This is a genomic window from Paenibacillus xylaniclasticus (assembly GCF_004001065.1).
GTDB classification, from domain to species: domain Bacteria; phylum Bacillota; class Bacilli; order Paenibacillales; family Paenibacillaceae; genus Paenibacillus_T; species Paenibacillus_T xylaniclasticus.
Map to the genome: position 1 here is coordinate 39,820 of NZ_BIML01000019.1, position 25,484 is coordinate 65,303.

At 54.0% G+C, this 25,484-nt stretch carries 23 protein-coding genes; 2 read left to right on the forward strand and 21 right to left on the reverse strand.

Going from position 1 to position 25,484, the window contains the following annotated elements; translation table 11 throughout:
* Positions 1 to 11: 11 nt before the first annotated feature.
* The 11 genes from yabQ to PXY01_RS16245 form a co-directional block, all read right to left on the reverse strand.
* Positions 12 to 635 carry a spore cortex biosynthesis protein YabQ gene (yabQ, locus tag PXY01_RS16195; RefSeq protein ID WP_127571151.1) on the reverse strand — a complete coding sequence of 208 codons (624 nt, stop codon included), beginning with the start codon at positions 633 to 635 and terminating at the stop codon, positions 12 to 14.
* Positions 632 to 916 (reverse strand): sporulation protein YabP, encoded by a 285-nt coding sequence (gene yabP / locus PXY01_RS16200; protein WP_127571153.1) that lies wholly within the window; start codon positions 914 to 916, stop codon positions 632 to 634. Before yabP ends, yabQ begins: the two co-directional genes overlap by 4 nt.
* Before the next feature lie 58 nt (positions 917 to 974).
* On the reverse strand, positions 975 to 1,493 hold the full coding sequence (locus PXY01_RS16205) for a phage tail protein (RefSeq protein WP_127571155.1): 519 nt from the start codon (positions 1,491 to 1,493) through the stop codon (positions 975 to 977).
* Between the two features lie 17 nt (positions 1,494 to 1,510).
* Positions 1,511 to 2,014, reverse strand: coding sequence for a phage tail protein (locus PXY01_RS16210; protein ID WP_307719389.1), 504 nt, complete (start codon positions 2,012 to 2,014; stop codon positions 1,511 to 1,513).
* A gap of 33 nt (positions 2,015 to 2,047) precedes the next feature.
* Positions 2,048 to 2,563, reverse strand: a complete 516-nt coding sequence (locus PXY01_RS16215; protein WP_127571159.1) for a phage tail protein — start codon at positions 2,561 to 2,563, stop codon at positions 2,048 to 2,050.
* 24 nt (positions 2,564 to 2,587) lie between these two features.
* Positions 2,588 to 3,097 (reverse strand): GNAT family N-acetyltransferase, encoded by a 510-nt coding sequence (locus tag PXY01_RS16220; RefSeq protein ID WP_127571161.1) that lies wholly within the window; start codon positions 3,095 to 3,097, stop codon positions 2,588 to 2,590.
* Entirely contained in the window at positions 3,097 to 9,870 is a 6,774-nt protein-coding gene (locus PXY01_RS16225) for an S-layer homology domain-containing protein (RefSeq protein ID WP_164744463.1), read from the reverse strand. The genes PXY01_RS16220 and PXY01_RS16225 overlap by 1 nt, the downstream gene beginning before the upstream one ends.
* 322 nt (positions 9,871 to 10,192) lie before the next feature.
* Positions 10,193 to 10,471: an RNA-binding S4 domain-containing protein gene (locus tag PXY01_RS16230; protein WP_127571165.1), complete on the reverse strand. Its 279-nt coding sequence runs from the start codon at positions 10,469 to 10,471 to the stop codon at positions 10,193 to 10,195.
* Positions 10,472 to 10,474: 3 nt separating this feature from the next.
* Complete coding sequence (locus PXY01_RS16235) at positions 10,475 to 10,747, reverse strand: HU family DNA-binding protein (RefSeq protein ID WP_127571167.1); 273 nt, start codon at positions 10,745 to 10,747, stop codon at positions 10,475 to 10,477.
* Between the two features lie 194 nt (positions 10,748 to 10,941).
* Complete coding sequence (yabN, locus tag PXY01_RS16240; RefSeq protein ID WP_127571168.1) at positions 10,942 to 12,474, reverse strand: bifunctional methyltransferase/pyrophosphohydrolase YabN; 1,533 nt, start codon at positions 12,472 to 12,474, stop codon at positions 10,942 to 10,944.
* Positions 12,475 to 12,550: 76 nt separating this feature from the next.
* Positions 12,551 to 14,239, reverse strand: a complete 1,689-nt coding sequence (locus PXY01_RS16245; protein ID WP_127571170.1) for an oligosaccharide flippase family protein — start codon at positions 14,237 to 14,239, stop codon at positions 12,551 to 12,553.
* A gap of 207 nt (positions 14,240 to 14,446) precedes the next feature.
* On the opposite strand from PXY01_RS16245, the gene PXY01_RS16250 reads away from it, so the two are divergent.
* Entirely contained in the window at positions 14,447 to 15,175 is a 729-nt protein-coding gene (locus PXY01_RS16250; protein WP_164744464.1) for a metal-dependent hydrolase, read from the forward strand.
* Between the two features lie 108 nt (positions 15,176 to 15,283).
* Here PXY01_RS16250 and spoVT read toward each other — a convergent pair whose 3' ends face one another.
* The 5 genes from spoVT to PXY01_RS16275 form a co-directional block, all read right to left on the reverse strand.
* Complete coding sequence (gene spoVT / locus PXY01_RS16255; protein ID WP_127571174.1) at positions 15,284 to 15,826, reverse strand: stage V sporulation protein T; 543 nt, start codon at positions 15,824 to 15,826, stop codon at positions 15,284 to 15,286.
* Positions 15,827 to 15,942: 116 nt separating this feature from the next.
* Entirely contained in the window at positions 15,943 to 16,179 is a 237-nt protein-coding gene (locus PXY01_RS16260) for a hypothetical protein (RefSeq protein WP_127571176.1), read from the reverse strand.
* Positions 16,180 to 16,181: 2 nt separating this feature from the next.
* Positions 16,182 to 17,855, reverse strand: a complete 1,674-nt coding sequence (cbiQ, locus tag PXY01_RS16265) for a cobalt ECF transporter T component CbiQ (RefSeq protein ID WP_164744465.1) — start codon at positions 17,853 to 17,855, stop codon at positions 16,182 to 16,184.
* The gene (locus tag PXY01_RS16270; RefSeq protein ID WP_127571180.1) at positions 17,806 to 18,168 is read right to left on the reverse strand and encodes a PDGLE domain-containing protein; all 363 of its coding nucleotides are present in this window, start codon (positions 18,166 to 18,168) and stop codon (positions 17,806 to 17,808) included. Before PXY01_RS16270 ends, cbiQ begins: the two co-directional genes overlap by 50 nt.
* The gene (locus tag PXY01_RS16275) at positions 18,140 to 18,802 is read right to left on the reverse strand and encodes an energy-coupling factor ABC transporter permease (RefSeq protein WP_127571182.1); all 663 of its coding nucleotides are present in this window, start codon (positions 18,800 to 18,802) and stop codon (positions 18,140 to 18,142) included. The genes PXY01_RS16270 and PXY01_RS16275 overlap by 29 nt, the downstream gene beginning before the upstream one ends.
* 983 nt (positions 18,803 to 19,785) lie before the next feature.
* Between PXY01_RS16275 and PXY01_RS16280 the strand changes: the two genes are divergently transcribed.
* A complete protein-coding gene (locus PXY01_RS16280; RefSeq protein WP_127571184.1) occupies positions 19,786 to 20,352 on the forward strand; it encodes a hypothetical protein in 567 nt (188 codons plus the stop codon).
* 67 nt (positions 20,353 to 20,419) lie between these two features.
* Here the strand turns inward: PXY01_RS16280 and urtE are convergent, their stop codons facing one another.
* From urtE to urtA, 5 genes are all read right to left on the reverse strand, one after another.
* Positions 20,420 to 21,115 (reverse strand): urea ABC transporter ATP-binding subunit UrtE, encoded by a 696-nt coding sequence (gene urtE / locus PXY01_RS16285; protein ID WP_127571186.1) that lies wholly within the window; start codon positions 21,113 to 21,115, stop codon positions 20,420 to 20,422.
* Positions 21,093 to 21,890: an urea ABC transporter ATP-binding protein UrtD gene (gene urtD, locus PXY01_RS16290; RefSeq protein ID WP_127571188.1), complete on the reverse strand. Its 798-nt coding sequence runs from the start codon at positions 21,888 to 21,890 to the stop codon at positions 21,093 to 21,095. The genes urtE and urtD overlap by 23 nt, the downstream gene beginning before the upstream one ends.
* Positions 21,856 to 22,941 (reverse strand): urea ABC transporter permease subunit UrtC, encoded by a 1,086-nt coding sequence (urtC, locus tag PXY01_RS16295; protein WP_127571190.1) that lies wholly within the window; start codon positions 22,939 to 22,941, stop codon positions 21,856 to 21,858. Before urtC ends, urtD begins: the two co-directional genes overlap by 35 nt.
* Positions 22,942 to 23,001: 60 nt before the next feature.
* Complete coding sequence (gene urtB / locus PXY01_RS16300; protein WP_127571192.1) at positions 23,002 to 23,907, reverse strand: urea ABC transporter permease subunit UrtB; 906 nt, start codon at positions 23,905 to 23,907, stop codon at positions 23,002 to 23,004.
* Positions 23,908 to 24,011: 104 nt separating this feature from the next.
* Entirely contained in the window at positions 24,012 to 25,274 is a 1,263-nt protein-coding gene (urtA, locus tag PXY01_RS16305; protein WP_127571194.1) for an urea ABC transporter substrate-binding protein, read from the reverse strand.
* Positions 25,275 to 25,484 lie beyond the last annotated feature (210 nt).

Sequence of the window (25,484 nt, forward strand, 5' to 3'; positions counted from 1 at the left end):
TGTACCACCTTTCACGATGATGAACGTCCGAACGTCCGCTTCCACCACTCACGAATCCAGTGAAAGAATCGCGTCGTCTTCTCCTTCAGCTCCCAGCCTGCAACGACAGGTCGTAGCCGCTTGAGCAACGGCCGCAGCAGCGGCCCTAGCATCCAGCGTCCGAGAAACCAAAAAGGACGCATCAATTGTACCACAATTTTAAAAGAGAATATAGTAAGCGCCGCGAAAAAACCAATCAGCACTTTACCCAGCTTGTACAATGCAATCATCGGCCGCCATATGAGCAAATCGAACAAGCGGATTGCCAGACCAATTAAATAGCGTATCGCCTCGATCGTCCATCGGACAATCGCGATGACCGCTCGACTAAGCATAAGAAAATAAATGATGACTCCAACTGCCAATCCCAGGAACACGTACGCCCGCACCTCGCCATTATTGCCGGCGGACAGCGCCTGGAACACGATGAAAGTCGCTGCCGCCCAGTAGAGCAAGTCGAACAGAGGGAGCGTCCACTTGGCGAAGCGCAGCTCGTGCGAGACGACGCGATAGCCGTCGAAGACGACACCCATGCCGATGCCGGACAGCAGCATGAGGCCCATCGTAAGCCACTGTTCACTTAACGTTAAGTTCACTTGAACAGCTTCCCGAACAGCCCTTTGGACTTCGTCTGCGAGCTGCCATCCAAATAGGCGAGCGAATGGATCAGCCCTTCAATTGCAACCTGCCCCTGCTCAAGGCTAAGATGCTTCATATGCAGATTTTGTCCCCGAACGGTTAGAAATCCAAGATCGGTCTCGAGCAGAAACTCCTCGCTGTCAAAGCTGTCAACGTTCAGCACGCCTGTCAATTCTAGCAGCTTGCGGTTCATCATCTTCATCTCTTGCCGCTTCTGGCCCTTGCCTTGTTCCAACATAGACGCGTCCCCTCCTTCGAGACTAGCCTATGAAGAAGGGGACGCTATTAGAACATCTCTATGAGCGAGGAGGAAAATACCCTCGTATACAAATGATAAAGCTGCACGACAGATAAGGCTGCATATTGTTATGCTGCTGGGAGTTCCCTGCCTGTTGCAGTGCCATTGGGTTCATGTCAACGTTTATCGTACCATCGTAGAGCTGTGTGCCCGATCGCCCTGTTGCTCCCCAGACTGCACCAGCCGGGTCCGTCTTATCTGCCGCGCCGCCGCCTTGCGGTACATGGTTATGAGCGGGCATTTGGTTCTCTAGCAGCGTAACAGCAGCGGATCCTCCAGGTACGCCTTGAGTCCTCGGCGACAGTCCCGGCCCTTGACCATATTGGATCGGTACGCGTCCTCTCAAGTCCGGAAGGGCGAAGTTCGTTTTACCGTCGCCGCCGTACATCGTTCCTAGTATACTGAACAATGCCTGATTTTGCTGGATGGACACCAGCTGCCCTTCACAGAACGCCCAGTCTTTGGGCGCATAATCACCTGCGAACATTCGAATTTCTCCAATATATGCATCAGCCATATCAAACGCCTCCTTATCTAGTCTCTTGGCGGGAAAATACCCCGAACGGCAATACAGTAGTTAAGCGTCGTATACGGCTGCATATTGTTGTGCGGCTGACTGCCTCCAGCCACACTGATCGCATCGCTAGCCATCAACTTGTCAAAAGGTTCGCTCGAGTATATTGACGTATCATTGAGTGGTACCGACCAAGTCAAGCCGTTCGGTGTTTTGGAATTCCCCGCATTCGCGCTTGCCCACACGGTATGAATATGTTTTGGCATCTCAGAGACGGTCAGCGTATGCTTCTCTTCCCCGCCAGTAGCCCCCACTGGCATACCAGCGGTCTGATGGACCGGCACGCGGCCGCTGTAGTTAGGCAGAGCGAAAGTACTTATGCCGTCGCCGCCGTATCGAGTCCCTAACAAAGCGTATAGAGCCGTATTCGAATTAATACTCAGCAGTTGTCCTTGGCAGAGCATCCAGCCCTGCGGCGCAAAACCGAAGCTAAACAAACGAATTTCCCCTAAGAACGGTTCCATAATCGAAGTCCCTCCTAAGCTACCAGCTCAAGCTTAACCCTGAGTTGGATATATACCTTCCAATGCAATGATGTACCCGATCGGCAAGTACGGCATCATATTGTCATGCGGCTGTCCGCCGCCAGCGACCGATACAGCGCTTGCAAGCATAGGCGCACCGCTTGTGCTGGGTGCTACGTACTGCACCGTATCGCCAGTTCCCCATACCGCACCCTGCGGGTGGGATGTCGTCACCGCCGATGATGCTACCACCCCATGGATGTGGGCGGGCAGTTCATTGCTCGTCAGCGTTACGGTCTCAGTTCCCGCTTTCTGACCTAACGTATACGTAGTCCCTGTTGCGCTATTCATGCCTTGTCCGACAGGCACTCGACCGCGCAGATCCGGAAGGGCAAAGGTTGTCTGTCCGTCGCCGCCATACGTCGTACCAATAAGCGAGAATAAGGCTTCATTCTCACTGATCGGCAGAATCGATCCATCGCATATATGCCAGCCGGACGGAGCGAAATTACCCGCAAACATTCTAATTTCTCCAATATACGGTTCCATTCGTAGCCTCTCCTCCAATTTCCTTTAAAAATGTACCGCATTCCATTCCATTCTGGTATTCACTTCATTCGCCTCAAGGGTACGAAAGCCCAGCTTCTCGTACAGCCTCAATGCACGGCTGTCGGTGTTCACCGTCAGCCGGAGCGGCTTGCCTGCCTCTTGCGCGTATCGCTGCAAGCCGCGCAGCAATATCGTTCCTGCCCCCCGCCCTTGATAGGTCGGGAGCAGAGCGATATCAACTAACGTAATCGCTTGATCGCCTTCAGCTACATGCAGCTTGCCCGCTGAGGCCCCCTCAATCGAGACGATAAACAAGCTCGATTCTGGGTAATACATCTCATATGAACGCTGCTGCATACTGTACTGCATCGCGAGGAAGGAAGCAGCAGCCTCTTCCTCCCATCCCCATCCTGCCATCTCTACCCTCCGAACCGCTTCATACACGGCCATCATGAAAGGGTCATCCTGACGTGTGAGTACAAGTTGAATGCTGCTGCTTTCCAGTAAGAGCCGTTCAATTACAAACCTCGGCATTAGATGTAGTCCGCCTTGTTCAACAGGTTTTCTATCATGACCACTAATTGCGCACGGGTGATCGGCTGCTCCGGCTTCAGATCTCCGTCAATGCCGTTCACAATCCCAAGCGCAACGCACAATACCGCCGACTCGCGAGACCAATCATGCAGTGCATCTTGATCCCCGAACGGATTAAGGGCATCCGCGGCTTGCTGCTTAGTCAAATCACTGTCTAATCCAAGAAGCTTGGCCGTACGCGCCATGATAACCATCGCTTCCTCGCGCGTAATCGTTGCATTCGGACGGAACGAGCCATCTGCGTAACCAGTAATCAATCCATAGCCGCTCGCAAATTCCAGCGCTTCCTCATACCACAATCCTGCCGTCGTATCTGAATAATTCAACGCTTGACTGCGTCCGTATAAGCCGAATGCTTGGACAAGAATCGAAGCGAATTCCGCGCGCGTCGCCGTTCGATTCGGCTCGAACCTGCCGTTGCCCACACCATTAATAATTAGACGGTCCGCGAGTGTGTCGATCGATCCTTCCGCCCAATGGCCCTTCGTATCATGGAACGCTGCGTCAGCTTCAACCAGCACGAACGTTCCATACGTTAAGCCATGTACGCGAATATACGTACTGCTGGACGTGCGGTCAAACTTCGTCGGCAGCGGTCTGAGCTTACTGTTGTTCCCGATCAGTGCAGCTGTAGTCGGATTCGCGCCTTGCAGTTCCTCTGATTTATAGTAAATATCCAGATACCCATTGAATGAAGACAGCTCCGTGCGCTTGCCGTCGGCCTCTACATATACCCGATACTGCATTGGAGCAGCTACGATGCGGGCGCCGCTCCTACTCGCCGCCTTGTTCGCCGTCTCAGCATCGGCTTCGGTTGCCTTGGTAATCTCAATTCGGAGCACAGCTGTTGATATTTTCATAGCCTCGGCTAATTGCGAAAGCATATCGGCCGGAATTGAAATGGCGCGATCGCCCAGCTCCACTGCAACACCCCGGCTTCCCGAGGAAAGCCGATCTACCATTGAAGAATCAAGGGTGACACTTCCGGCATATGCGCTAGACACGATGACAATCCTCACCGACTCGCCCGGTTTGCCTGGGAACTCACCTTTCCACTTGTCACCGCTAACCGTAACGGCTATCGTACTACCCGACTTCGTCTCCGAAGCCTCAATCTGCAAATTGTCGTTCAGCGGCGATTTCTCATCACCGTTGATCGTAGCCAGTCTTTCTGCCGATGTACTCGGATTTACTGGCACCGACACTGGAGATGAAGGCGTATAGCTGTGCTTAATGGTTACCTCTGCCGTATTAGAGAAGACCGTTCCATCGAACGTCCGATACGTAAACGTAAAGGTTCCAGCCTGCTTCGGCTTATACGTAAACGCTCCAGAAGCTTCATCTAATGTCAACTGTCCCGATAACGGCTGATCGACAATGCTGTACGTTAATGTGTCCCCATCAATATCTGTTGAAATGAGCTTTGCCTTAACTTCAGCTTCATCGGTTGTCGTATAGCTTGCGTTCTGTGCAATCGGAGCATCATTAACCGCCGCAATCGTCAGGGTCAGCACAGCCGTTGACGATGAAGCTACGCCGCTGAATTCGCCTTTCCAAGTCAGTGATGTCTGCCCGTTCCAGTCCGCTTCAGGAATAAAGCTAAGGGCAGTGGCATCTCCCGCGCTCAGCTTATCGCCTGCTTTCACTGCAGCTCCGCCCAATTGCAGCGAGCCATGTGCCGGCAGGGAGACGATCTCGATCGTGGAAAGCGCCGTTCCATCCTCATTCGTTAATGCAAAATCAGATGCCTTGAATGCGTAAGGGGTATCCTCCGTCCCGTTAGCTTCATTATTGTTCAATACTGGAACCGAGCGCAGTATAATGCTGCCTGACAATGGAGTGCTTTCATTACCCGCTGCATCCTTAAGCTTAATCAACACCGTCTTCGTTCCATACCCGTTCGGCAGTTGGACAGAAAGTGTCGGTACGTATGCCGTCCAGGCGCTCCAGGTCGCTCCATTATCGATCGAATAGCTCATTTGTGCCGCTCCCGAGGCCGATACCGTAACCACTACATTGGAACTGGTCGTAATCGGCGCGCCGCCATTAATGCTTACACTCCCGGTCGGCGGAGTCGTATCCATTTCGATCGTGCTGCTCATAGTTCCAACATTGCCTGCCACATCTACGAGCTGTACACTTACCGTCTTCGTACCTTCACCGGCTGTAAGCGTCCAGCTCTTCGTAGCAGCGAAGGCCTCCCATGCGCTCCATGTCGAGCCGTCGTTCGAAAACCGCATCTGATCGGCTGTGCCGTCCGGATTACTGATTGCCAGGCTTACCGCCGTATCGTTCGTAGCCGCTGCGCCGCCGTTAATCGTGACCGTGCCATCCGGCGCCGTCTTATCGAGCGTGAACGTGACGGTTGTTGTATTGCCCGCTGCGTCCGTTACCTTCAGCGTGTGAGTTCCTTCTGCCGCAACCTGACTGCCGCTGCTGAATGGAACGCCGTTCAGATCGCCGCTGCCCTCGTTATACGTAATCGTTAGATCTGTGTTATACAGACCGCCGTCTGTTACGCCGGTAATAACCGGCGCAACCGTATCAAGGTCGATCGAATCGCTCATGTTCTGTACATTGCCCGCCGCATCCTGCAGCTGCACGCTTACCGTCTTCGTACCATCGCCTGTTGTAAGCGTCCAGCTCTTCGCGGCCCCATAAGCTTCCCATGCGCTCCATGTCGAGCCATCGTTCGAGAACCGCATCTGCTTCGCCGTGCCATCCGGATTGCTGATTGCCAGGCTTACCGTCGTATCGTTCGTAGCCACTGCGCCGCCGTTAATGGCGACCGTGCCATCCGGCGCTGTCTTATCGAGCGTGAACGTGACGGTGGTTACATTGCCCGCTGCGTCCGTTACCTTCAGCGTGTGAGTACCTTCTGCCGTCACCTGACTGCCGCTGCTGAACGGAGCACCGTCTAGAACGCCGCTGCCTTCGTTATACGTAATCGTTAGATCTGTGTTGTACAGACCGCCGTCCGTTACGCCGGTAACAACAGGTGCGGCTGTATCGAGGTTGATCGTGTCACTAGCGGTATGCACATTGCCCGCTGCATCCTTCAGCTGGACACTTACCGTCTTCGTACCATCGCCGGCTGCAAGCGTCCAGCTCTTCGCGGCCCCATAAGCTTCCCATGCGCTCCACGTCGAGCCATCATTCGAGAACCGCATCTGATCAGCCGTACCGTCCGAGGTCAGCGTCAGCGCTGCGGTCAACGAATTCGTATCCGATGCCCCGCCGTTAATCGTAATGGTGCCGGTCGGTGCCGTCGTATCGAGCGTAATCGTATCGCTGACCGTCCGTATGTTGCCCGCTGCATCCTTCAGCTGCGCGCTTACCGTCTTCGTGCCTTCACCAGCTGCAATCGTCCAGCTTCTCGTCGCAGCGAAGGTCTCCCATGCGCTCCATGTCGAGCCGTCGTTCGAAAACCGCATCTGCTTCGCCGTGCCGTCCGGATTGCTGATTGCCAGGCTTACCGTCGTATCGTTCGTAGCCGCTGCACCACCGTTAATGGTGACCGTGCCATCCGGCTCCGTCCTATCGAGTGTGAACGTAACGGTTGTCACATTGCCCGCAGCGTCCGTTACCTTCAGCGTGTGAGTACCTTCTGCCGTCACCTGACTGCCGCTGCTGAACGGAGCGCCGTCTAGAACGCCGCTGCCTTCGTTGTACGTAATGGTAAGATCTGTGTTGTACAGACCACTATCCGTTACGCCGGTAACAACAGGTGCGACTGTATCGAGGTTAATCGTGTCACTAACGGTACGCGCATTACCCGCTGCATCCTTCAGCTGCGCGCTTACCGTCTTCGTACCGTCGCCGGCTGCAAGCGTCCAGCTCTTCGTGGCCCCATAAGCTTCCCATGAGCTCCACGTCGAGCCATCGTTCGAGAACCGCATCTGATCAGCCGTACCGTCCGAGGTCAGCGTCAGCTCTGCGGTCAGCGAATTCGTATCCGATGCCCCGCCGTTAATCGTAATGGTGCCGGTCGGTGCCGTCTTATCCAGAGTGAAGGTTACGACTGCTGCGTTGCCGGTTGCATCCGTCACCGTTAAAGTATAAGTGCCTTCCGCCGTCACCTGACTGCCGCTGCTGAACGGAGCGCCGTTCAGATCGCCGCTGCCTTCGTTATACGTAATCGTTAGATCTGCGTTATACAGACCGCCGTCTGTTACGCCGGTAATAACCGGCGCGGTCGTATCGAGATTGATAGTGTCGCTCACCGTCTTCACATTGCCTGCTGCATCCTGCAGCTGGACGCTTACCGTCTTCGTGCCGTCACCAACTGCAAGCGTCCAGCTCTTCGTAGCCCCATAAGCTTCCCATGCGCTCCACGTCGAGCCGTCATTCGAGAACCGCATTTGCTTTGCTGTGCCGTCCGGGTTGCTGATCGCGAGACTGACCACCGTATCGTTCGTATTTGCTGCCCCGCCATTAATGGTAACCGCACCATCTGGTTCCGTCGTATCAAGCGTAATATTGTCGCTCACCACCACCGCGTTGCCCGCCGCGTCTTTCAATTGCACGCTTACCGTCTTCGTACCGTCGCCGGCTGCAAGCGTCCAGCTCTTCGTAGCCGTATAAGCTTCCCACGTACTCCATGTCGAGCCATCATTGGAGAACCGCACTTGCTCCGCCGTGCCGTCCGGGTTGCTGATCGTCAGCGTAACCGTCGTATCGTTCGTTTCAGCCGCTCCGCCGTTAATCACGACGGAACCATCCGGCGCTGTCTTGTCGATCGTGAAATGGACAGTCGTCATATTACCTGCAGCGTCGACCGCGACTAGCGTATATGTGCCCTCTGCCGTCACACTGGTGCCGCTGCTGAACGAATTTCCATTCAGAGTGCCGCTACCATCGAAGGTGATGGTGACATCCGTGTTCTTAACGTCTCCATCAGCAATTCCCGTTACAACGGGAGGAATGGTATCGAGCGTAATCGTATCGCTGATTTCCACCGTATTACCGGCCGTATCCTTTAGCTGAGCATTGACCGTCTTGACGCCGTCTCCGCTCGACAGCAACCAGCCGCTCTTCGTCGATGCATAGGTCTCCCAGCTGCTCCACGCTCCGGATTCGTTCTGGAACCGCATCTCGATTGCAGTCCCATCCGGGTTCGCCAGATTCAAATTCACTGTAGCCGAATTCGTATAATTCGCTCCGCCCGCTATCGCCAACACGCCGTTTGGCGGAACCGTATCGAGGACGATGGAATCGGTGATTTCTACCGTATTGCCAGCAATATCGCGAAGCTGAAGCCTTACCGTCTTATTGCCGTCCCCGGACGCAAGCGTCCACAGCATGGATGCTGCTGCCGGCTCCCATGCACTCCAAGTCGAACCGTCGTTGGATAATCGCATCTCCACAGAAGGCGAAAGTGAGTCCGACGCCGTTATCCCAAGCGTCACGGACGTAGAAGAAGTCACGGACGCTCCGTTATTAATCGACAACGTCCCCGTCGGTGCCGTCTTGTCGAGTATAATCGTGCTGCTGCTGGTATGACTGAGACCTTGGCTGTCGGTAACCTTGAAATTGATGGTTCTGGTCCCTTCGACCGCCGGCAGCGTATAGGTTGCCGATGTGCCAAATACTACCGGAGTAGTCCAGGGCCCTCCATCTGCATTAAAGCTCATCATGAGCGGATCATTCTCGGGATCCGAGCCGGTGAGAGTGAGCGTTACATCCTGGCTGTTCGTTGCCGTTTGACCGCCGTTAATGATAATCGATCCGGTCGGGGCCTCATTTACATTCTCTACGCTAATAGTAAAGTCCTGAGTGTAGGTCAGATTGCCCGAATCGGCAACCTGCACCTTGATCGAATAGCTGTTCTTTGTCTCGTAGTCGAATGAGGCTGCTGTCTTCAGCTGATTGCCTGATATCTGGAACGAACTGTTGTCCACCCCGCCTGGTGCCATGCTGTATGCCATGGTACCCCCTTCCGCATCGTCGGCGCTCAGTGTGCCTACCACCGTTCCGACCGGACTATTCTCTAACACCGTACTGGTGTCCAGACTAATTCCTGTCGGGGCAGTGTTCGCCGAGTAAGTCAAATCGAGATGCGGGGCATTACCGGATGCACTTAATCTGTCGGAAATTACAAAATAAGCACTGAAATCTGCACTGGTTATCGCGACGTTGTTGGCGAGAAGTTCTGCCTCTGTCGTTCCCTCTAACACAAACGTGATTTCCGTCGCACTCGGATGGGCCGCCCGATAAGCATTAAAGGCAGCGGTAACATCCAGTGTATTCGTATCCTTAGCAATTTCATCCGCGTTATACTCCCTTGCTAGCACCAGCGTCGCCGGGTCGACCCTTGCCGCATTCGTTTCTAGCCAGCTTGTATCCGTAGACGTATAGATCCTTAATTTCCTTAGTGCCGATGGAATGTTGGGTTGGAATTCCTTCGCTACTATATTAAGAACGAGCTCAGCCTTCTCTATCGTTCTGCTTGTATCGAATTTCGAGGAATCGATCTTATACTTCATAACATAGTAAGAATCCCCGTAGTTCACTCCTGCATACCAGGAGTAGCCGGCCAAATGCTCGTTAGAACCTGCTCCCGTCGGGTAATAGCCCCCCGCATCATAAGACTTGTCCTCCACTGTAGTAATGGTCGCATCCGGGGTAGCCGCATAGACCTTAGGTGCTACTAGTAATGGCTGTACAACTGCGATCAGCATGACCGCCAACAGCCACCTTGCTAACTGCTTCATTGAACACACTCCTCTAACGAAAAATAGGCCGTGCTTGCACAGTTCGAATGTTTCCTTCATGCAAAATTAAAAGTTTTGAACTAGCAAAAAATGTTTATATTGTTTATTGTTTATGCTAGCATAATAGGAACATTTTGACTATATCCATCATGAGGTCTAGAGGAATATTTTGCGACGTGTCTAGACTATTAGAACTACAGTGGGGAATGTTACCGGACTAATAATGAGGCGGGTAAGGAAAGGACATTGGAAGAGGATGACCGCAGCAAAAAAACCGCCCTACAGGCTGGCGTTATCACCAGGCCTGCTGGGCGGTTCTCAATTATGGCCAATCCTGTGATTCAGGCTGACGCGTTTCTTCTTTCAACAAAGTATAAAGCTCTCCAGCCTCTTCCTTACGAGTCGATTCGGCCAGACGCTCGACGCGGACCGTAACCAGCTTCGTCCCGTATTGAATAGTCAGCTCGTCTCCGGGCTTCACCGTGCTGCTAGGCTTAGCCTCCCGGCCGTTCAGCCAGACGCGCCCCTGCTCGGATACGTCCTTCGCGACGGTACGCCTCTTGATCAGCCTCGATACTTTGAGAAACTTATCTAAACGCATGGATTACTTGATAGCTTCTTTCAGCTTGTTACCAGCCTTGAATGCAGGGACTTTGGATTCCGCGATCTCGATCGGTTTGCCCGTTTGCGGGTTGCGGCCTGTACGGCCGGAGCGAGTACGAGTTTCGAACGTGCCGAAGCCGATCAGCTGCACTTTGTCGCCGCTAGCGAGCGCATCTGTAACCTCGCCGAGGAAGCCATTCAATACAGCCTCTACGTCACGCTTCGTCAAACCGCTCTTCGTTGCAATGTTGTTAATCAAATCCGTCTTGTTCATTCGTAATTGCCTCCTATAGTTCATCGGTCAGATTCGTAGAAATGGTCCCGGAAGTCAATACGTCTCGGGAAGTATCACCGTCAGGCTCCCTAGTATTTCTTCCTGATGCTAAAAAAATCCTGCTATTTGTGTAAAAAAATTTGCGAATGATGAAGAATAGAGCCGCATAATGGCGAACAAAGACGAAAAAAACGCTATTCTTTCGACTTTGCTTCCTCCCAGAACCGGTCCATTTCTATTAGATCAGTCTGGTCAAAAGTTTTACCTTCTATACGGAGCCGTTCCTCAATATAGGAAAATCTTCGCTTGAATTTTGCATTAGTACGCGCAAGCGCCTCTTCCGGATCAGCATCGATGAACCTTGCCACATTGACGACCGCGAACAGCAGATCGCCCAGCTCCCCGATCTTCTCATCTGCACTGCCCGACGCTGCAGCCTCGCGAAGCTCGCTCAGCTCCTCCTGAATTTTCGCCAATACCGGGTCTAGATCGTCCCAGTCGAAACCGACCTTGGCCGCTTTTTTCTGTAGCTTATATGCCTTCATGAGCGCTGGCAGATCGCGCGGTATGCCGTCTAGAACCGACTTGCGCTGCTCGGCGGTGCCGTTACGCTTCTTCTCCTCGGCCTTCATCTGCTCCCAGTTGCCAAGCGCCTCCTCCGCGTTGCTCGCGCCGCGGTCGCCAAACACATGCGGATGGCGAAAAATGAGCTTCTCGTTCAACGTCTGAATAACGTCGTACACGTTGAACGATCCGACCTCCTCCTCGATCTGGCTGTGCAGCATGACCTGAAGGATCACGTCGCCGAATTCCTCGCGCATGTTGTCCGGATCGTCATTATCGATCGCTTCGAGCGCCTCGTACAGCTCCTCGATAAAATTTTTGCGAATGGATTGATGCGTCTGCTCGCGGTCCCACGGGCAGCCTTCGGGGCTGCGCAGAATCGAGACGATCTCGTGTAGACGATCAAACGAACGGTTCTGTAGCGCCTCGTCCTCCGAACGTGGAATCCATACCAGCGACAGATTGCCATAGCCCTCAATTCGATCGAGCTCATACAGCGGCACCCGCACAATCTGCTCCTCACCCTGCACGCCGAGCGCGTGCCCCACGACGACCGGATGATCGTCCGGGTAACGCTCCATCAGCGTCAGCTTTAGATCGGAGGCGGTGAAGACGTCATACACCTGTCCGATAACGGTGTGAAGCAGCGGCTGAAGCAGCGATGGCTTCACACCACTCGCATCAAGAAGCTGGAAGCCTTCGATCGGATCGAAGCCGAGCCGGACGAACGCTTGATCGAGAAAGCTCTCGCCGCCCATAATGCGCAGGGCAACGCCCGCCTCCTCACACCGCTCCCGCAGCAGCTGAACCGTCCGCTCCGCGACCATCGGATGGCCAGGAACGGCGTACACAATCCCTGCACTTCCTCCCGCAGAAGACGCACCTGCACCTGCTTCATCCGAGTCGTCAGCGGACAGCGCAAGTCGGATCAGTTCAGAAGCAATCGCATCGTACACATCAGGAAAATTATCGAACTGCTCATAGATACGGTCGAACGACTCATAGCCGATCCCGTTATCGCGAAGCAGGCTCATCATCGGATGATGCTCGGTTCGCACATACACTCGAGATGCATTCTGAATGGTGCGCCAGACGCCGAGCGTCAATTGATCCGCATCGCCGGACCCTAGCCCGACAACCGTCAATGTGGAATTCGTCGCCATCGATCGTTCCTCCCCCTTATCATGCCGGCGCCGCCATTCGCGCGGCGGCCGATCCTCAAGGCGGCTGCGGCTTGCTTCACGGAATAAGCCGCAGCCGCCTCAGCCGGGCGGCCAGCTTGCCGCCGCCCGGCAGCGCGCGCCATTCGCGCGCCTCTATGCCGCCGCTGCGCAGCAGCGCGGCGGCGAACACGGCGGCGCCGACGGCTACGCCCGTCAGCACCTGCGCTGTTGCTGCCGCCCGCGGCGGCAGCAGGCTGTCGAGCTCGCGCATGCCGAGCTCGAGCAAGATGAGCGCCGCGGCCATGCACGCGAGCGCGAAGCCGATGCGCCAAGCCGCAGCCAGCGGTGCGGCAGGCGCGTTGTCGCCGCCGCGCAGCGCGGCGTGCGCCGCCCATGCGGCGGCAAGAGCTGCGGCGGTCAGCGCGATTGCGCCCGCCGCAGCGGCGCCGGCGATGCCGTACGCCGGCACAAGCAGCGCGTTCAGCAGCGCTTTGCCCGCCGCGCCGGCAATAAGCAGCAGCACCGGCAGACGGACTCTGCCGCAGCCTTGCAGCACAGCGGCCGACACGGTCTGAACCGCCGCAGCAAGCGTACCAAAGCCGACAATAACTAGCGTACCCGTCGCGTGGTCATCGGCGAACAGCATAACATTGATCGGCCGTGCAAGCAAGGCGAGCCCGAGCACAGCGCCCGCTCCGATCCACCAGGATACCCGCAATCCGACGCTTGCCGCAAGCCTCGCCTCCTGCCAGCTGTTCTGCTTGCGCGCAAGCGCAAGCGAAGGCACGAGCGCCGATGCCGCCGCTCCGCTTACCATTGCGATTAACTGTACCAACGTCTGTCCGCGGCCGTACAGGCCGAACTGGCGCATCGCTTCCGCATCGGCCAATCCGGTGCCGCCCAGCAGCTGAGGCACCATGAATGCGTCCACAACGGCCGCGAGCGGAACTGCCGCCGCCCCGAACGCCATCGGAAAAGCAAGCTTGCTAAGCCCGATCATCTCCGACGCAAGCTGCCGAAGACGAATCATAAACGGCAGGCCGCTCCCCGTACGCTCCACATTTGCTGTTCCTGCCGAAGCCGTCTCCATAGCCGCTTGCAGTCTTAACCGCCGCTGACGGCGCTGCCTCCAAGCCATAAGAGACATCGCTCCCGCCGCGCCAGCGGCGGATCCGGCCATTGCGCCGGCTGCAATATCACCATCCTGCCAAGCGTCCGACATGCCCCAGGCGAGCATCCCAGCCATTACGGACACGCGCAGCAGCTGCTCCGTGACCTGTGACAGCGCCGACGCCGGCATATCGCCCGTTCCTTGCGAATAGCCGCGAAGTGCCGACAGCGCCGGCACGAACCATAGCGCGAACGCGACGGAGCGAATGGCATCCGCTGCAGCACGATCACCAATCGCCGCTGCAATATGTGGAGCTCCAAGCCATAGCAGGGCGAATCCGGCGGCGCCAGTCAGCCCCAGCAGCCAGAGCGCAGCTCGTCTCGCGCTTCTCGCCCCTTCATAGTCGCCGCTTGCCAGCCGTTTGGCGACAACGATCGCCACTGCCGGCGGCAGCCCGGCCGTTGCTGCGACGAGCAGCATTTGATACAGCGGATACACGGCATTGTAGATGCCGAATACGCGGTCACCCGCTAAATTTTGCAATGGGATTTTTTGAAGCACGCCGATCATTTTCGATACGATCATCGTTGCCGCCATCAGCAGCGCTCCATTCCATGCAGATTCCCGCCGCTCATCCACGAATACACTATTCATTCTGTCCGTTACCTTCCATTCAATACGATGGCATTATTATAGCAGGAACGCGGCGGTGTTTTTTTAATTAAAAAATATTATTCATAATGTCGAGCCGATCTTACTGCTCGAACACAAACATACGTTTGCATTGGTTGACTATCTTATATACAATTGCAGTACGGGTGTACTCGAGATATTTATGCTTGGAAGAAAGGCGGTGCGTCCTTGAAAGGCTCAACACATCTAGTCGTCAGCACCGGGATATCGTTGTCCATATCCGCTTTACTCGATGTTACTTTAACTCCTGCCGCTGCCGCTGCAGCCATCGTCGGCAGTCTGCTGCCAGATCTCGACGAACCCAATGGCCTGCTCGCGAATCGAACGTTTCCTAAGCCAGCTATTCGTACGCTGCAGGTACTGCTGCTTACAGCAGCCGGGCTCGCCGTGTGGCTAACTCGTACACAATATCCTTGGAATTGGGGAGCTGGAGCTGTTATCGCTCTCTCGGCATTCGCCTCGACTCGATGGCTGCGCCAGCTGCTTATGCTTATTGTCGGCGGAGCGTTAACGATAGGCGGTACGGTCTACGATACAAGAAGGACCGCTGCCGGAATAACGCTTGTCATCTGCGCACTCGTCCCTCATCGCGGTTTCACCCATACCTTGTATGCAGCCGGCTTATGGTGTGCTGCGCTCTATTGGATGGCGCCGCAATCGCCCGCCGTTCCAATCGCGGGCGGACTATCTTACCTGCTTCATCTGCTGGCCGACGCCCTGTCGAAGCGCGGCATTCAGCCGCTGCCTCCACTTCCTTGGAAGCTGCGTATTCCGCTCATGCGCTCGGGCAAGCTCAGCGCCGCCGTCGTGGAGACTTCCGCCATCGGCGTCACGTTCATCCTGGCCTGGATCGTCTTCGCCCAGATGGGCGGCTGGAAGCAGTGGATCACTCCCTGAAGAGAAGAGCTAGCACCGCTATAACAATAACAGCCTTCCCAATGCCAGGGCGTTAGACCCTAGCAACGAGAAGGCTGTAATATTCGTATGGAATACGGCGGGCTCAGCCTACTGCTCCATCTGCTTAGCCAGAAAGCCGGCAGCGGTTTCCGCCATTTTTTGTTCCATTTGCGCCATCTTGACGCCTTCTTCCTTAGAAATCAGTACGACGGCTCCAATCGGATCGCCGCCTGCAATAATCGGCGCTGCGACGTAAGAGGCGTATGTTTCGTCTACATCCTTGATCAATTCGGAAGTGCCGCTGTTGGTTTCAATGATCGTCTTCCGATTCTCCATACAATTCTCCAGAATATTGCCGACCGCCTTGTCCAGATATTCCTTCTTGGAGGCGCCGGCCACTGCAATGACCGTATCGCGATCAGAGATGATCGTTACATGGCCTGTACCTTCGGACAACGATTCAGCATATTCCTTCGCGAAATCGCCAAGCTCCCCAATCGGGGAATACTTCTTCAAGATGACCTCGCCGTCTCGGTCCACGAATATTTCCAGCGGGTCGCCTTCTCGAATGCGAAGCGTTCTGCGGATTTCCTTCGGGATTACTACACGGCCAAGATCGTCGATGCGACGCACAATACCAGTTGCTTTCATGTCTTGATGCCCCACTTTCCCTGAAGATTTTAAGTCCACTGGATACCTGCCGCCGGTTATCGCACTGTGAAGGAAGCTATGTTACGTTCCGGATTGCTGCCTGCTATAAGCGTTAATCAACCGCCGCTCGTTCGTCCGCTTATATTGTGTAGAAGGGATGTTTGGAACTTGACCATAGTATTCATCCCCTCCCATTTTCTTATTCGCTGCCTAGTCGGCTTAGCGGAATGCAGACCGTTCGCCGTCACGCTTGGAATACTGCCAGTTCTGGACTGCCGCTTGGCGAATTGCCGCCTTTTAACGTCCTCGCCCCGCTGTGCTCCTGCTAAAGGCAATCCTGCTGTCGACCGCACCGTTATCTTTCCCGCTGTCTTGATTCTCCATCCATTCTTTTGAACAATCGACCTTTCGTTCCTTCCCCTCCCCGGGCGATAAGCTGCCAGATGGCTTGCGCTGCATCCCGAACGGTGCGCGGACGTACATGATCCATCTCGTGAAGCAGCCGGAACGGTCTGGCAAGCCGCGGAAGATGGAGATCTGCCCGCTCCAACAGCCGATCGTCAAACAGCAAATCTGCATTGCCAGCAGCCAGCAGCTTACCGTCCTTTAACACCAGCACATCAGTTGCCCATTCAACCGCAAAATCGACGTCATGCGTCGCAACAAGCAGCGTATATCCGTCATCATGCATTTGCTCCAGCAGCCGCTGCAGCTCATCCCGGCTTCTCGGATCGAGGAATGCCATCGGTTCGTCCAAAATAACAAGCTCCGGCCGCATCGCAAGCACCCCCGCAATCGCGACTCGTCTCTTCTGCCCGTAGCTGAGCTCAAATGGCGACCAACGTCGGTATTCGCTCATACCGACAGCGCGAAGCGCTTCTACAACCCGTTCCTCCACCTCCTGCTCAGAGAGCCCGAGGTTACGAGGCCCGAATGCGACATCCTCCTCCACTGTTGAAGAGAATATCTGATCGTCCGGGTCTTGATACACGACTCCGATGCTGCGGCGAAGCCGCAGCGCGTTATCCTTCGACATCGTCTCACCCAGCACGGTAACGTGTCCGCTTGCCGGCTGCTCCAAACCGTTCAGCAACGAAATAAGCGTCGACTTGCCTGCTCCATTGGGCCCCATCAGAACCGCTTTAGCACCATGCTCGAGTCCGAACGTAATGCCGCGCAGTGCCTCGAACTGGCCGTACCGATAGGTTACCTCTTGCACTTGCAGCACCATGTCCATGTCCATTCCCCCTTTTCGCTCTTGCTTATCCTCGTGGTCTTCAGCTTGTTCACGGTTCTCTCCATCCCCGGCTCCAAAGCCGCCGCGGGCAGTGATGGATTGATAAATCCTGCCACTTCGACTATAAGCGCGCAGAAACAACACGCCGAGCAGCTCTCCCAATCGTCTATACGCACTTCTTGTCCACAGCCATCCGTCAATTCGCAGTCCACGGGACTGCTGCGCTTTCACCATGCTCTGCACCTCTTCCTTCAATAATACGAGGTATCGCAGCATGAGGCCGACAATCTCCAGCAGCACGGAGGGCACGCCGAGCGACCGCATACTTTTGATCAACTCGAAGGTCGGTGTCGACAGCAGCAAATACGTAACCAGCAGATTCGCACATACAATTTTAAGCAGCAGAACGAGCGCACGCTCCATACCTTCCTCCGTCGCTGCCTGTCCCAGCAAATGAAAAACAGCCGTCTCGCCAGCCGTATGCTGGAATGGAACGAATACGATGGCGCCGAGCGCGAACGGCACGATAAGCAGCAGCCTCCGGCCAATCATTCGCAGTCCAATGCCGCTCCAGAGCATACCGAATAAAAAACATCCCGCTGCCCCCATTAGGACAGCAGGATGTCGAAAGAACATGACCGTCGCCAGTATGCCTAGAACACTTAACAGCTTGATGCTTGTTCTTCTGCTTCTCACGGCTTGTGAGTCTGTTACTGCTGCAAGGCTGTTCTCATGATGCTGCTCATTTGCTGTCGTATATCCCCTTGTTTCCGCCTGATGTCGATTGCCCATTCCGACCGCCTCCATTTCGAGTTAACAATCGAGACACCCCCCACAACATCCCCGCCATCACCACAATACCTACGAATCCGGTTAAACCGACGCTGGCAGCCGTCCACTTCATACTCGGTATTTCGTAATCTGGTAATGGGGCAAGCTTGTTCCATGCGGTTGCTTGCTGCAGGAACCCATGATCCTCCGCTACACGCTCCAAGCCGTCCGGATGAGATGAAGCCCACGGCGATAGGAATACCGCCGTTCCAACTGTAATAATGGCTATCACAATCCACTTCGTTCTATGCGCCGTTACGCGAAATGTTTTCATAGGCTGCTAAGCCTCCTTTCGCTGGAATCGTGCTTCTCTCCATCAGATAGCCCGTTACAAGCATCGTAATTAAGCCCTCTCCGATACCGATAAGCATGTGCCAACCAACCATCGCCTTCAGCGCAGTCGCAAGCTCGAATGTACCCGATAGAGCGAGCAGCAATGCAACTCCGGAAGCGGCAGCAACGATAGACATCCAAGCCGATAGGAAGGTGAATGCAGCTCTACCTCGTCCTTTTAACATCTTCATACCTAACATATATATTCCATAGCCTGTGAAGCAACCAATAAATCCTGTGCATAAAATATTGGCCCCTAGCACCGTCACCCCGCCGTCTTGAAACACGATCGCCTGAACAAGCAGCACCGCCGTCATCACAATCGTTCCGATCCATGGGCCGAATAGTATCGACGTCATCGCCCCGCCCAGAAAGTGCCCAGATGTGGCACCCGCTATAGGAAAATTGATCATTTGCGCTGCGAACACAAACGCTCCAATTAGAGCCACCATTGGGATTTTGCTTGGCTCCAGCGATAACCTCGACTTGCGCAGGCTGTAGCTTACTGCTCCTGCACCGGCTACGGTCGCCGTCATCCAAGTCTTTGCATCCAGAAACCCGTCGGGTATATGCATTCTCGTTCACCCCTTAAATCGTGTTAGGTTATCTGACATACACTTTTTCTTCATTATCGTTCATTCCCATGTGTTCGTCAAGCGGTTTACAACGCAAATATACACTGCATATACTGCAGCGCTTCCTGCGGTTTATTGGTTAAGTTAGTTAACAATGTGTTTTATTTTCCTCCCTTATGCTCATAGTTGTAAGTGGTTCCTGCACCCAGTGCAGCAATCCGCACATCGGCTGGGCGCCAGAGCGCCCCTGCGGGACCAAGATGTTACTCGTTCCTGCACTCCATGCAGCAATTCGCGCTCGATCTACTTACTTTAGTTGAAGTAACCACGTAAGGTTTTCTTACAATTAACACATATAAGAAAAAGCCCGGGAGAGAGATCTCCCAGGCTCTTATCCTTCCGTGTTATGCAATCATCCGTCAGCCTTCAGCAGCCTCCGTCCTGATACGCGCCATCTCTTGGACCAGGCACGATTCCCATCAGAATAACATCATTATCTTCTGCTGACGGAACCGTCGGAACCCTAGACAGCTTTGTCGTTCTCCATCCATCTTATGCAGCGAGAATTTTATTGATTTGTCATAAAACCTAACATGTAAGTCTGTATTATTTCATTTTCCTCGATTATAAACATATATGTTTGATTTTATTACATTGAAAATATGTAAATCCGTTCATATTTGATCAAACAGCACCAGTCAAAATGAGTGCGACATCGAACGAGCCCAATAAGTTCGTTGAGCAAAAAGAGGGAGAGAGAAATGTTGATGTGAAGTTTTCGGCATAAGCCATCGACAGATTGAGCGTATTGAACGAGAAGGAGGAGGGCTCGGACTAGATAGGAAAGGAGATGGATGATTCCCTATATAAACACAAAGTTCATTGACAATAATGGGTTAAATTTGTCCGATTTTGTTATATCATTAGATTATACCAGCTAGTTGCAGGCACCATGTCAAAACCAATACTAAAGGGGGCTAATAATGAAGAAGGCAGGCATAAGCATGCTACTTTTCATCTCACTCGTCGTAATCGTCTCATGCAGCAGCAAGTCCGACAACGAACCCGCAATGAACCTGCCGGAAGTACAAATTATAGCTAATGGCACAGAGCTGCAGGTGCAATCGAGGGCTTTATCGGAGTATGATGATTCCAACACCGACCTGTTCAAATCGATGGTCGCCACGGCAGACGCTTCAACGATTCCGTACATCGAGCTCGGATCGGCAGTCGAAATTATCCTTCACAATATTACACCTGATTCGTACCGGTTGACGGAATATATCTTGAACAACGACGGCTCCTTGAAATACGCTCCGTCCCCCGAAGAGGCTCCCCAGGATTCGATGATGATTTCGTTTCAGGAAGGCTCAGGCGCATTCATTCTGAAGCCGCACCCGATGGGGCTGCTTAGCTCACAGTCGACCGATTATAATCCAGGCGCAACGATACGCGGCTTCCGGTTCGTGACGAACACGGCAGGACAGATGAAGGAATATGCATTCGTGCTGAGGAGCGATGCGACAGCGCAAGATCATAGAACAGAATAAGGAAAGAAGGCCCCTCCCGGCTTTATGCAGCAGAGGGGCCTTCTTTCGTTCAAGCCTTTCTACTCCTCTATACCGTTAAATACTTCCGCACCACTTCGTCGTTGAGGCGTTCAAGCTCACCCTCCCAAGCGATGGCGCCTTTGTCGAGAATGTAGAAATAATCGCCGACACTTCGGACAAAATCAAGACTTTGCTCAACGAGCAGAATTGCAGTCTTGCCATCCTGCTTGATCGAGCGAATCACGTCCCGAATGTCGTCAACGATCGAGGGTTGGATGCCTTCGCATGGCTCGTCGAGCAGCAGAAGCTCCGGCTTCGATGCAAGTGCCCGGGCGAATGCAAGCTGCTGCTGCTGGCCTCCCGACAGATCGCCGCCGCGGCGTTCATACATGGACGGCAGCACCGGAAATTTCTCAATCGCCTCTGGCGGAATGCCAGTTGCCTTCTCCCGCGATGCCTCCAAGCCAACCAGAATATTCTCATATACGGTTAGCTGACTAAAAATTTCACGCCCCTGCGGCACATACCCGATCCCCTGCTTCGCCCGCTTCGCCGGCGCCGCCTTCGTCAGATCCGTACCTCCATACGATACGGTTCCTTTACGCGCTTTTAGTACGCCCATGATACTCTTCATCAAGGTTGTTTTGCCGACGCCGTTGCGACCAAGCAAACAAACCACCTGCCCCGGCTTCACCTTCAAGGTTACGTTGCGCAGAATGACACTTTCCCCGTAACCTGCTTCAAGCTGTTGAACGGCTAACATTCGCATCCCGCCTTGTACCAAGATACACTTCCGCAACCCGGTCGTCGCTCTGCACTTCGTCCATCGTGCCCTCCTTCAGCAAGCGCCCCTCATGCATAACCGTCACCTTGCTTGCGAAGTTGCGGACGAACTCCATGTCATGCTCCACAACGACGACCGTCCGCGATTTTGCAATTTCCTTCAGCAGCTCGCCCGTCTTATCCGTCTCCTTATCGGTCATACCAGCCACCGGCTCGTCGAGCAGCAGCAGCCCCGGCTCCTGCATGAGCATAATGCCGATCTCCAGCCATTGCTTCTCGCCATGCGAGAGACCGCCGGCGCGCCAATACGATTTGTCCTGCAGACCGATCAACGACAACTGCATATCCATTCTCTCCCGATCAGCCTTCGACATGCGGGCGAATAAGGTGGAGAATACTCCTCGGTTTTGTCTCATCGCAATTTCGAGATTTTCAAGCACGGTCAATGTCGGAAAAATAGAAGGTGCTTGGAATTTTCGTCCAATACCAAGCTCCGCCAACTGATGCTCCTTCTTCCGCGTAATATCAATCGGTTCAGCACCTTCGACGCCATTGTAGACGACTTTACCGGACGATGGCTTTGTTTTGCCGCAAATAACATCAAGCATCGTTGTCTTCCCCGCGCCGTTCGGTCCGATCAGAAATCGCAGCTCTCCTCGTTCAAGCGTCAGTTCCATCCCCTGAATCGCCTTAAATCCGTCGAAAGACACCGTAACGTCTTCACACTGCAGGATTGCGGACGGCTTCTTGATCATGACTCGTCACCCTCCTCTTGATGAAGTTTAATCGGCCGAATAAGCCAGCTATGCCGTTAGGCAAGAATACGACGACAATGACGAACAACGCCCCCATCACGAACAGCCAAGCGTCTGGATATTGGGCACTAATTTCACTTTTGCCCCAGTTCATCAATATCGCGCCCAGCACTGCTCCAATCATGGTGCCGCGGCCGCCGATTGCAACCCACAGCACCATCTCAATGGAAGGCACAATGCCAAGCATCGACGGCGAAATAATACCGACATGCAGCACGAACAGCATGCCCGCGAGCCCGGCAAGAGCGCCAGAGATGGCGAATGCCGTCATTTGGTATATCGCTGGATTGTAGCCGATAAATCGCACCCGGTTCTCTCCATCACGAATAGCACGCAGCACTTTGCCGAAACGACTTTTCACCAAGAAACGGCACATGACGAAGGCCACGATCAAGAAACCGGCCGTAATCCAATACAACACCTGCTTCGTATCTGGATTAGAGATGGAATAACCAGCAATTTTCGAATAGCCTGTGACGCCATTCGTACCGCCCGTATAGGCCTGCTGACCAATCAGCAGCGTCGTCGTAATAATAACGAGTGCCTGCGTTAGAATTGTAAAGTAAACACCACGAATTCGGTTGCGGAATGTAAAATACCCAAGAAACAGCGCCAGCAGACCAGGAAGGAGAATACCGGCAGCGAAAGCGAAGCCAAGCGACTCGAACGGCTTCCAGAATACCGGAAGCGCGGTGAGGCCGCTCCACTCCATGAAATCCGGCATACGGCCGCCGCTGGCTTCCAGCTTCAAGTACATGGCCATCGCGTAACCGCCAAGGCCAAAGAATACGCCGTGCCCGAGGCTGAGTATGCCGGTATACCCCCATATAAGGTCGAGTCCGAGCGCAACGATCGCGAATGCCAGAAACTTCGCCAACAGATTCAAGCGAAAATCGCTCAGATAGAGCGGCGCCGCGAATAACGCAGCCGCTGCAGCTGCATAGCCGATCAGCATCCATACGCGCTTCGGCGTCCATTGATTGCTCTGCATATTTCCCACCCCTTAAGTTTCGCAGACTTCAGGCTCTTCTATCGCGCGGCCAACCGATATTTAATCGAGCGAACGCGTTCGCATTGCGACAAAGCCCTTCGGACGCCATTGCAGAAACGCCACGATACAGATGAATACGAGCACCTTGCCGAGTGATGCATTGGTCCAATATTCGAACAACGTGTTCGTCATACCGATACCAAATGCGCCGAACAGCGTTCCAATAAGCTTGCCGACGCCGCCTAGCACAACGACCATGAATGCATCGACAATATAATAGGTGCCGAGCGACGGTCCAATCGGCCCCATCAGCGTCAGCGCACAGCCTGCGATCCCAGCAATGCCAGAGCCAATGGCGAACGTCATGGCGTCCACCCGCCGGGTTGAAATGCCGAGGCAAGCCGCCATATCGCGGTTCTGCATGACGGCACGCATGTTACGACCTGCATGGCTTCGATAAATATACAAGTACATGACCAGCAAGCATACCGCTACAAGTCCGATAATAAACAGCCGCTTATAGGGCAGCACGACGCCTTCCATCACCGTGAGCCCCCCGTCCAGCCAGGACGGACTCGTCACGCCGACGTTTGGCGCACCGAAGATGGAGCGCGCGAGCTGCTGCAGCGCAAGACCGACGCCCCATGTCGCGAGCAAGCTGTCGAGCGGCCGCCCGTACAAATGCCGAATGAGCGCCGTTTCAAGCAGTAAGCCGACAACGAATGCAACAGCGAAGCTAACCGGTATCGCCAGAATGAAGTAGGTGCTGAACATAGAATCCGGGAGTACACTTTTAAAAATATTTTGCGTCACATATGTCGCATATGCGCCAATCATAATAAGCTCGCCATGCGCCATATTAATCACATTCATGAGTCCGAACGTAATGGCAAGCCCCAGCGCAATAAGCAATAGAATCGAACTGACACTAAGCCCATTAAACAGCTGCATGATATAAACGGTCATAAATCCACCTCACAGGTCGATCGATTAGGGAAAAAGGGAAGCATTCGAACCAGCTGCAACGAATGCTTCCCCTTGAAGTCCGGCTTTGCTTATTCCAGCTGCTGTTAGTTACCCGAGCTCAGCGATGCCGCCCAGCTGAACGACTTCAGATACGGATCTGGCTTCACCGCCTCACCGGAATTCCACAGCTCTTTGAATTGTCCGCTCGGCTCGACCTCGCCGATCCGGACAGTTTTGTACAAGTGCTGCGTCTCTCCGTCAATCTTCACCTTGCCTTCCGGAGCATCCCACTCCAGCTCCTTGGCTGCTTCTTTCACCTTATCAACATCGGTGGAGCCGGCCTTCTCGACTGCGGCTGCCCACAGATAGACAGCAGCGTAGCCTGCTTCAATTGGGTCGGCCGTTACGCGCTCGTCTCCGTATTTCTTCTTATAGTTCTCGACGAACGTCTTGTTCGCCGGCGTATCTGTCGTTTGATAGTAGTTCCATGCGGCCAGATGTCCTGCCAGTACATCTGCGCCGATGCCGCGGATTTCTTCCTCAGCAACCGATACAGACAACGTCGTCAAGTCTGCAGCAGTAATTCCCGCATCCTTCAATTGCTTGAAGAACGCAACGTTGCTGTCGCCATTGAGCGTATTGAAGACCACGTCCGGCTTCGCTTCTTTAATCTTCGTAATAATCGTACTGTAGTCGGTATGACCAAGCGGCGTATACTCTTCACCTACCAGCTCGCCGCCTTCTGCTTTAAGCTGTTCTTTAATGATTTTGTTAGCGGTGCGCGGGAATACGTAGTCGGAGCCGAGCAGGTAGAACTTCTTGCCGCGGTTCTCCAGCAGCCACGACACAGCCGGTACGATCTGTTGGTTCGTCGTTGCGCCCGTATAGAAAATGTTCGGCGATTGCTCCAGACCTTCATATTGCACAGGGTACCAGAGAAGCCCATTCAGTTCCTCGAATACTGGCAGCATCGCCTTGCGGCTTGCCGACGTCCAGCCGCCGAATACCGTCGCCACTTTATCTTCGGACAACAGCTTGCGCGCCTTCTCTGCAAATGTCGGCCAGTCAGATGCACCATCCTCCACAACCGGCACCAGCTTTTTGCCAAGCACGCCGCCATTAGCGTTAATTTCGTCGATAGCCATCATTTCCGAATCTCTTACGGACACTTCGCTGATCGACATTGTGCCGCTGAGCGAGTGAAGAATACCAACCTTGATCGTATCGCTGCCCGCCGCAGTCTCGCCGCCGCTTGTGCTTGTAGACGATGCTGGCTCATCCTTATCGCCGCAAGCGGTAAGCCCAAGGCACAATGCAAGCATCAACACGACCGAGTAATGAATTGCAGATCTCTTTCTTCTCTTCATTTCTCTCACTCCCCAATAGCACTCAAATTCCGAACGATAGACGGCTAATCCGTTCCATCATTCGTGATTCTCATTATAATTGGGCAAATATTACATGTCAACATATATAACATAGGTTATTTTGTTACCTCCCTATTCTGTATGTAATCAGCGGTTTTATTTTAAACTATGTCAAATTACCTAACATTATTACCTTAAAGTTTAGTCGTT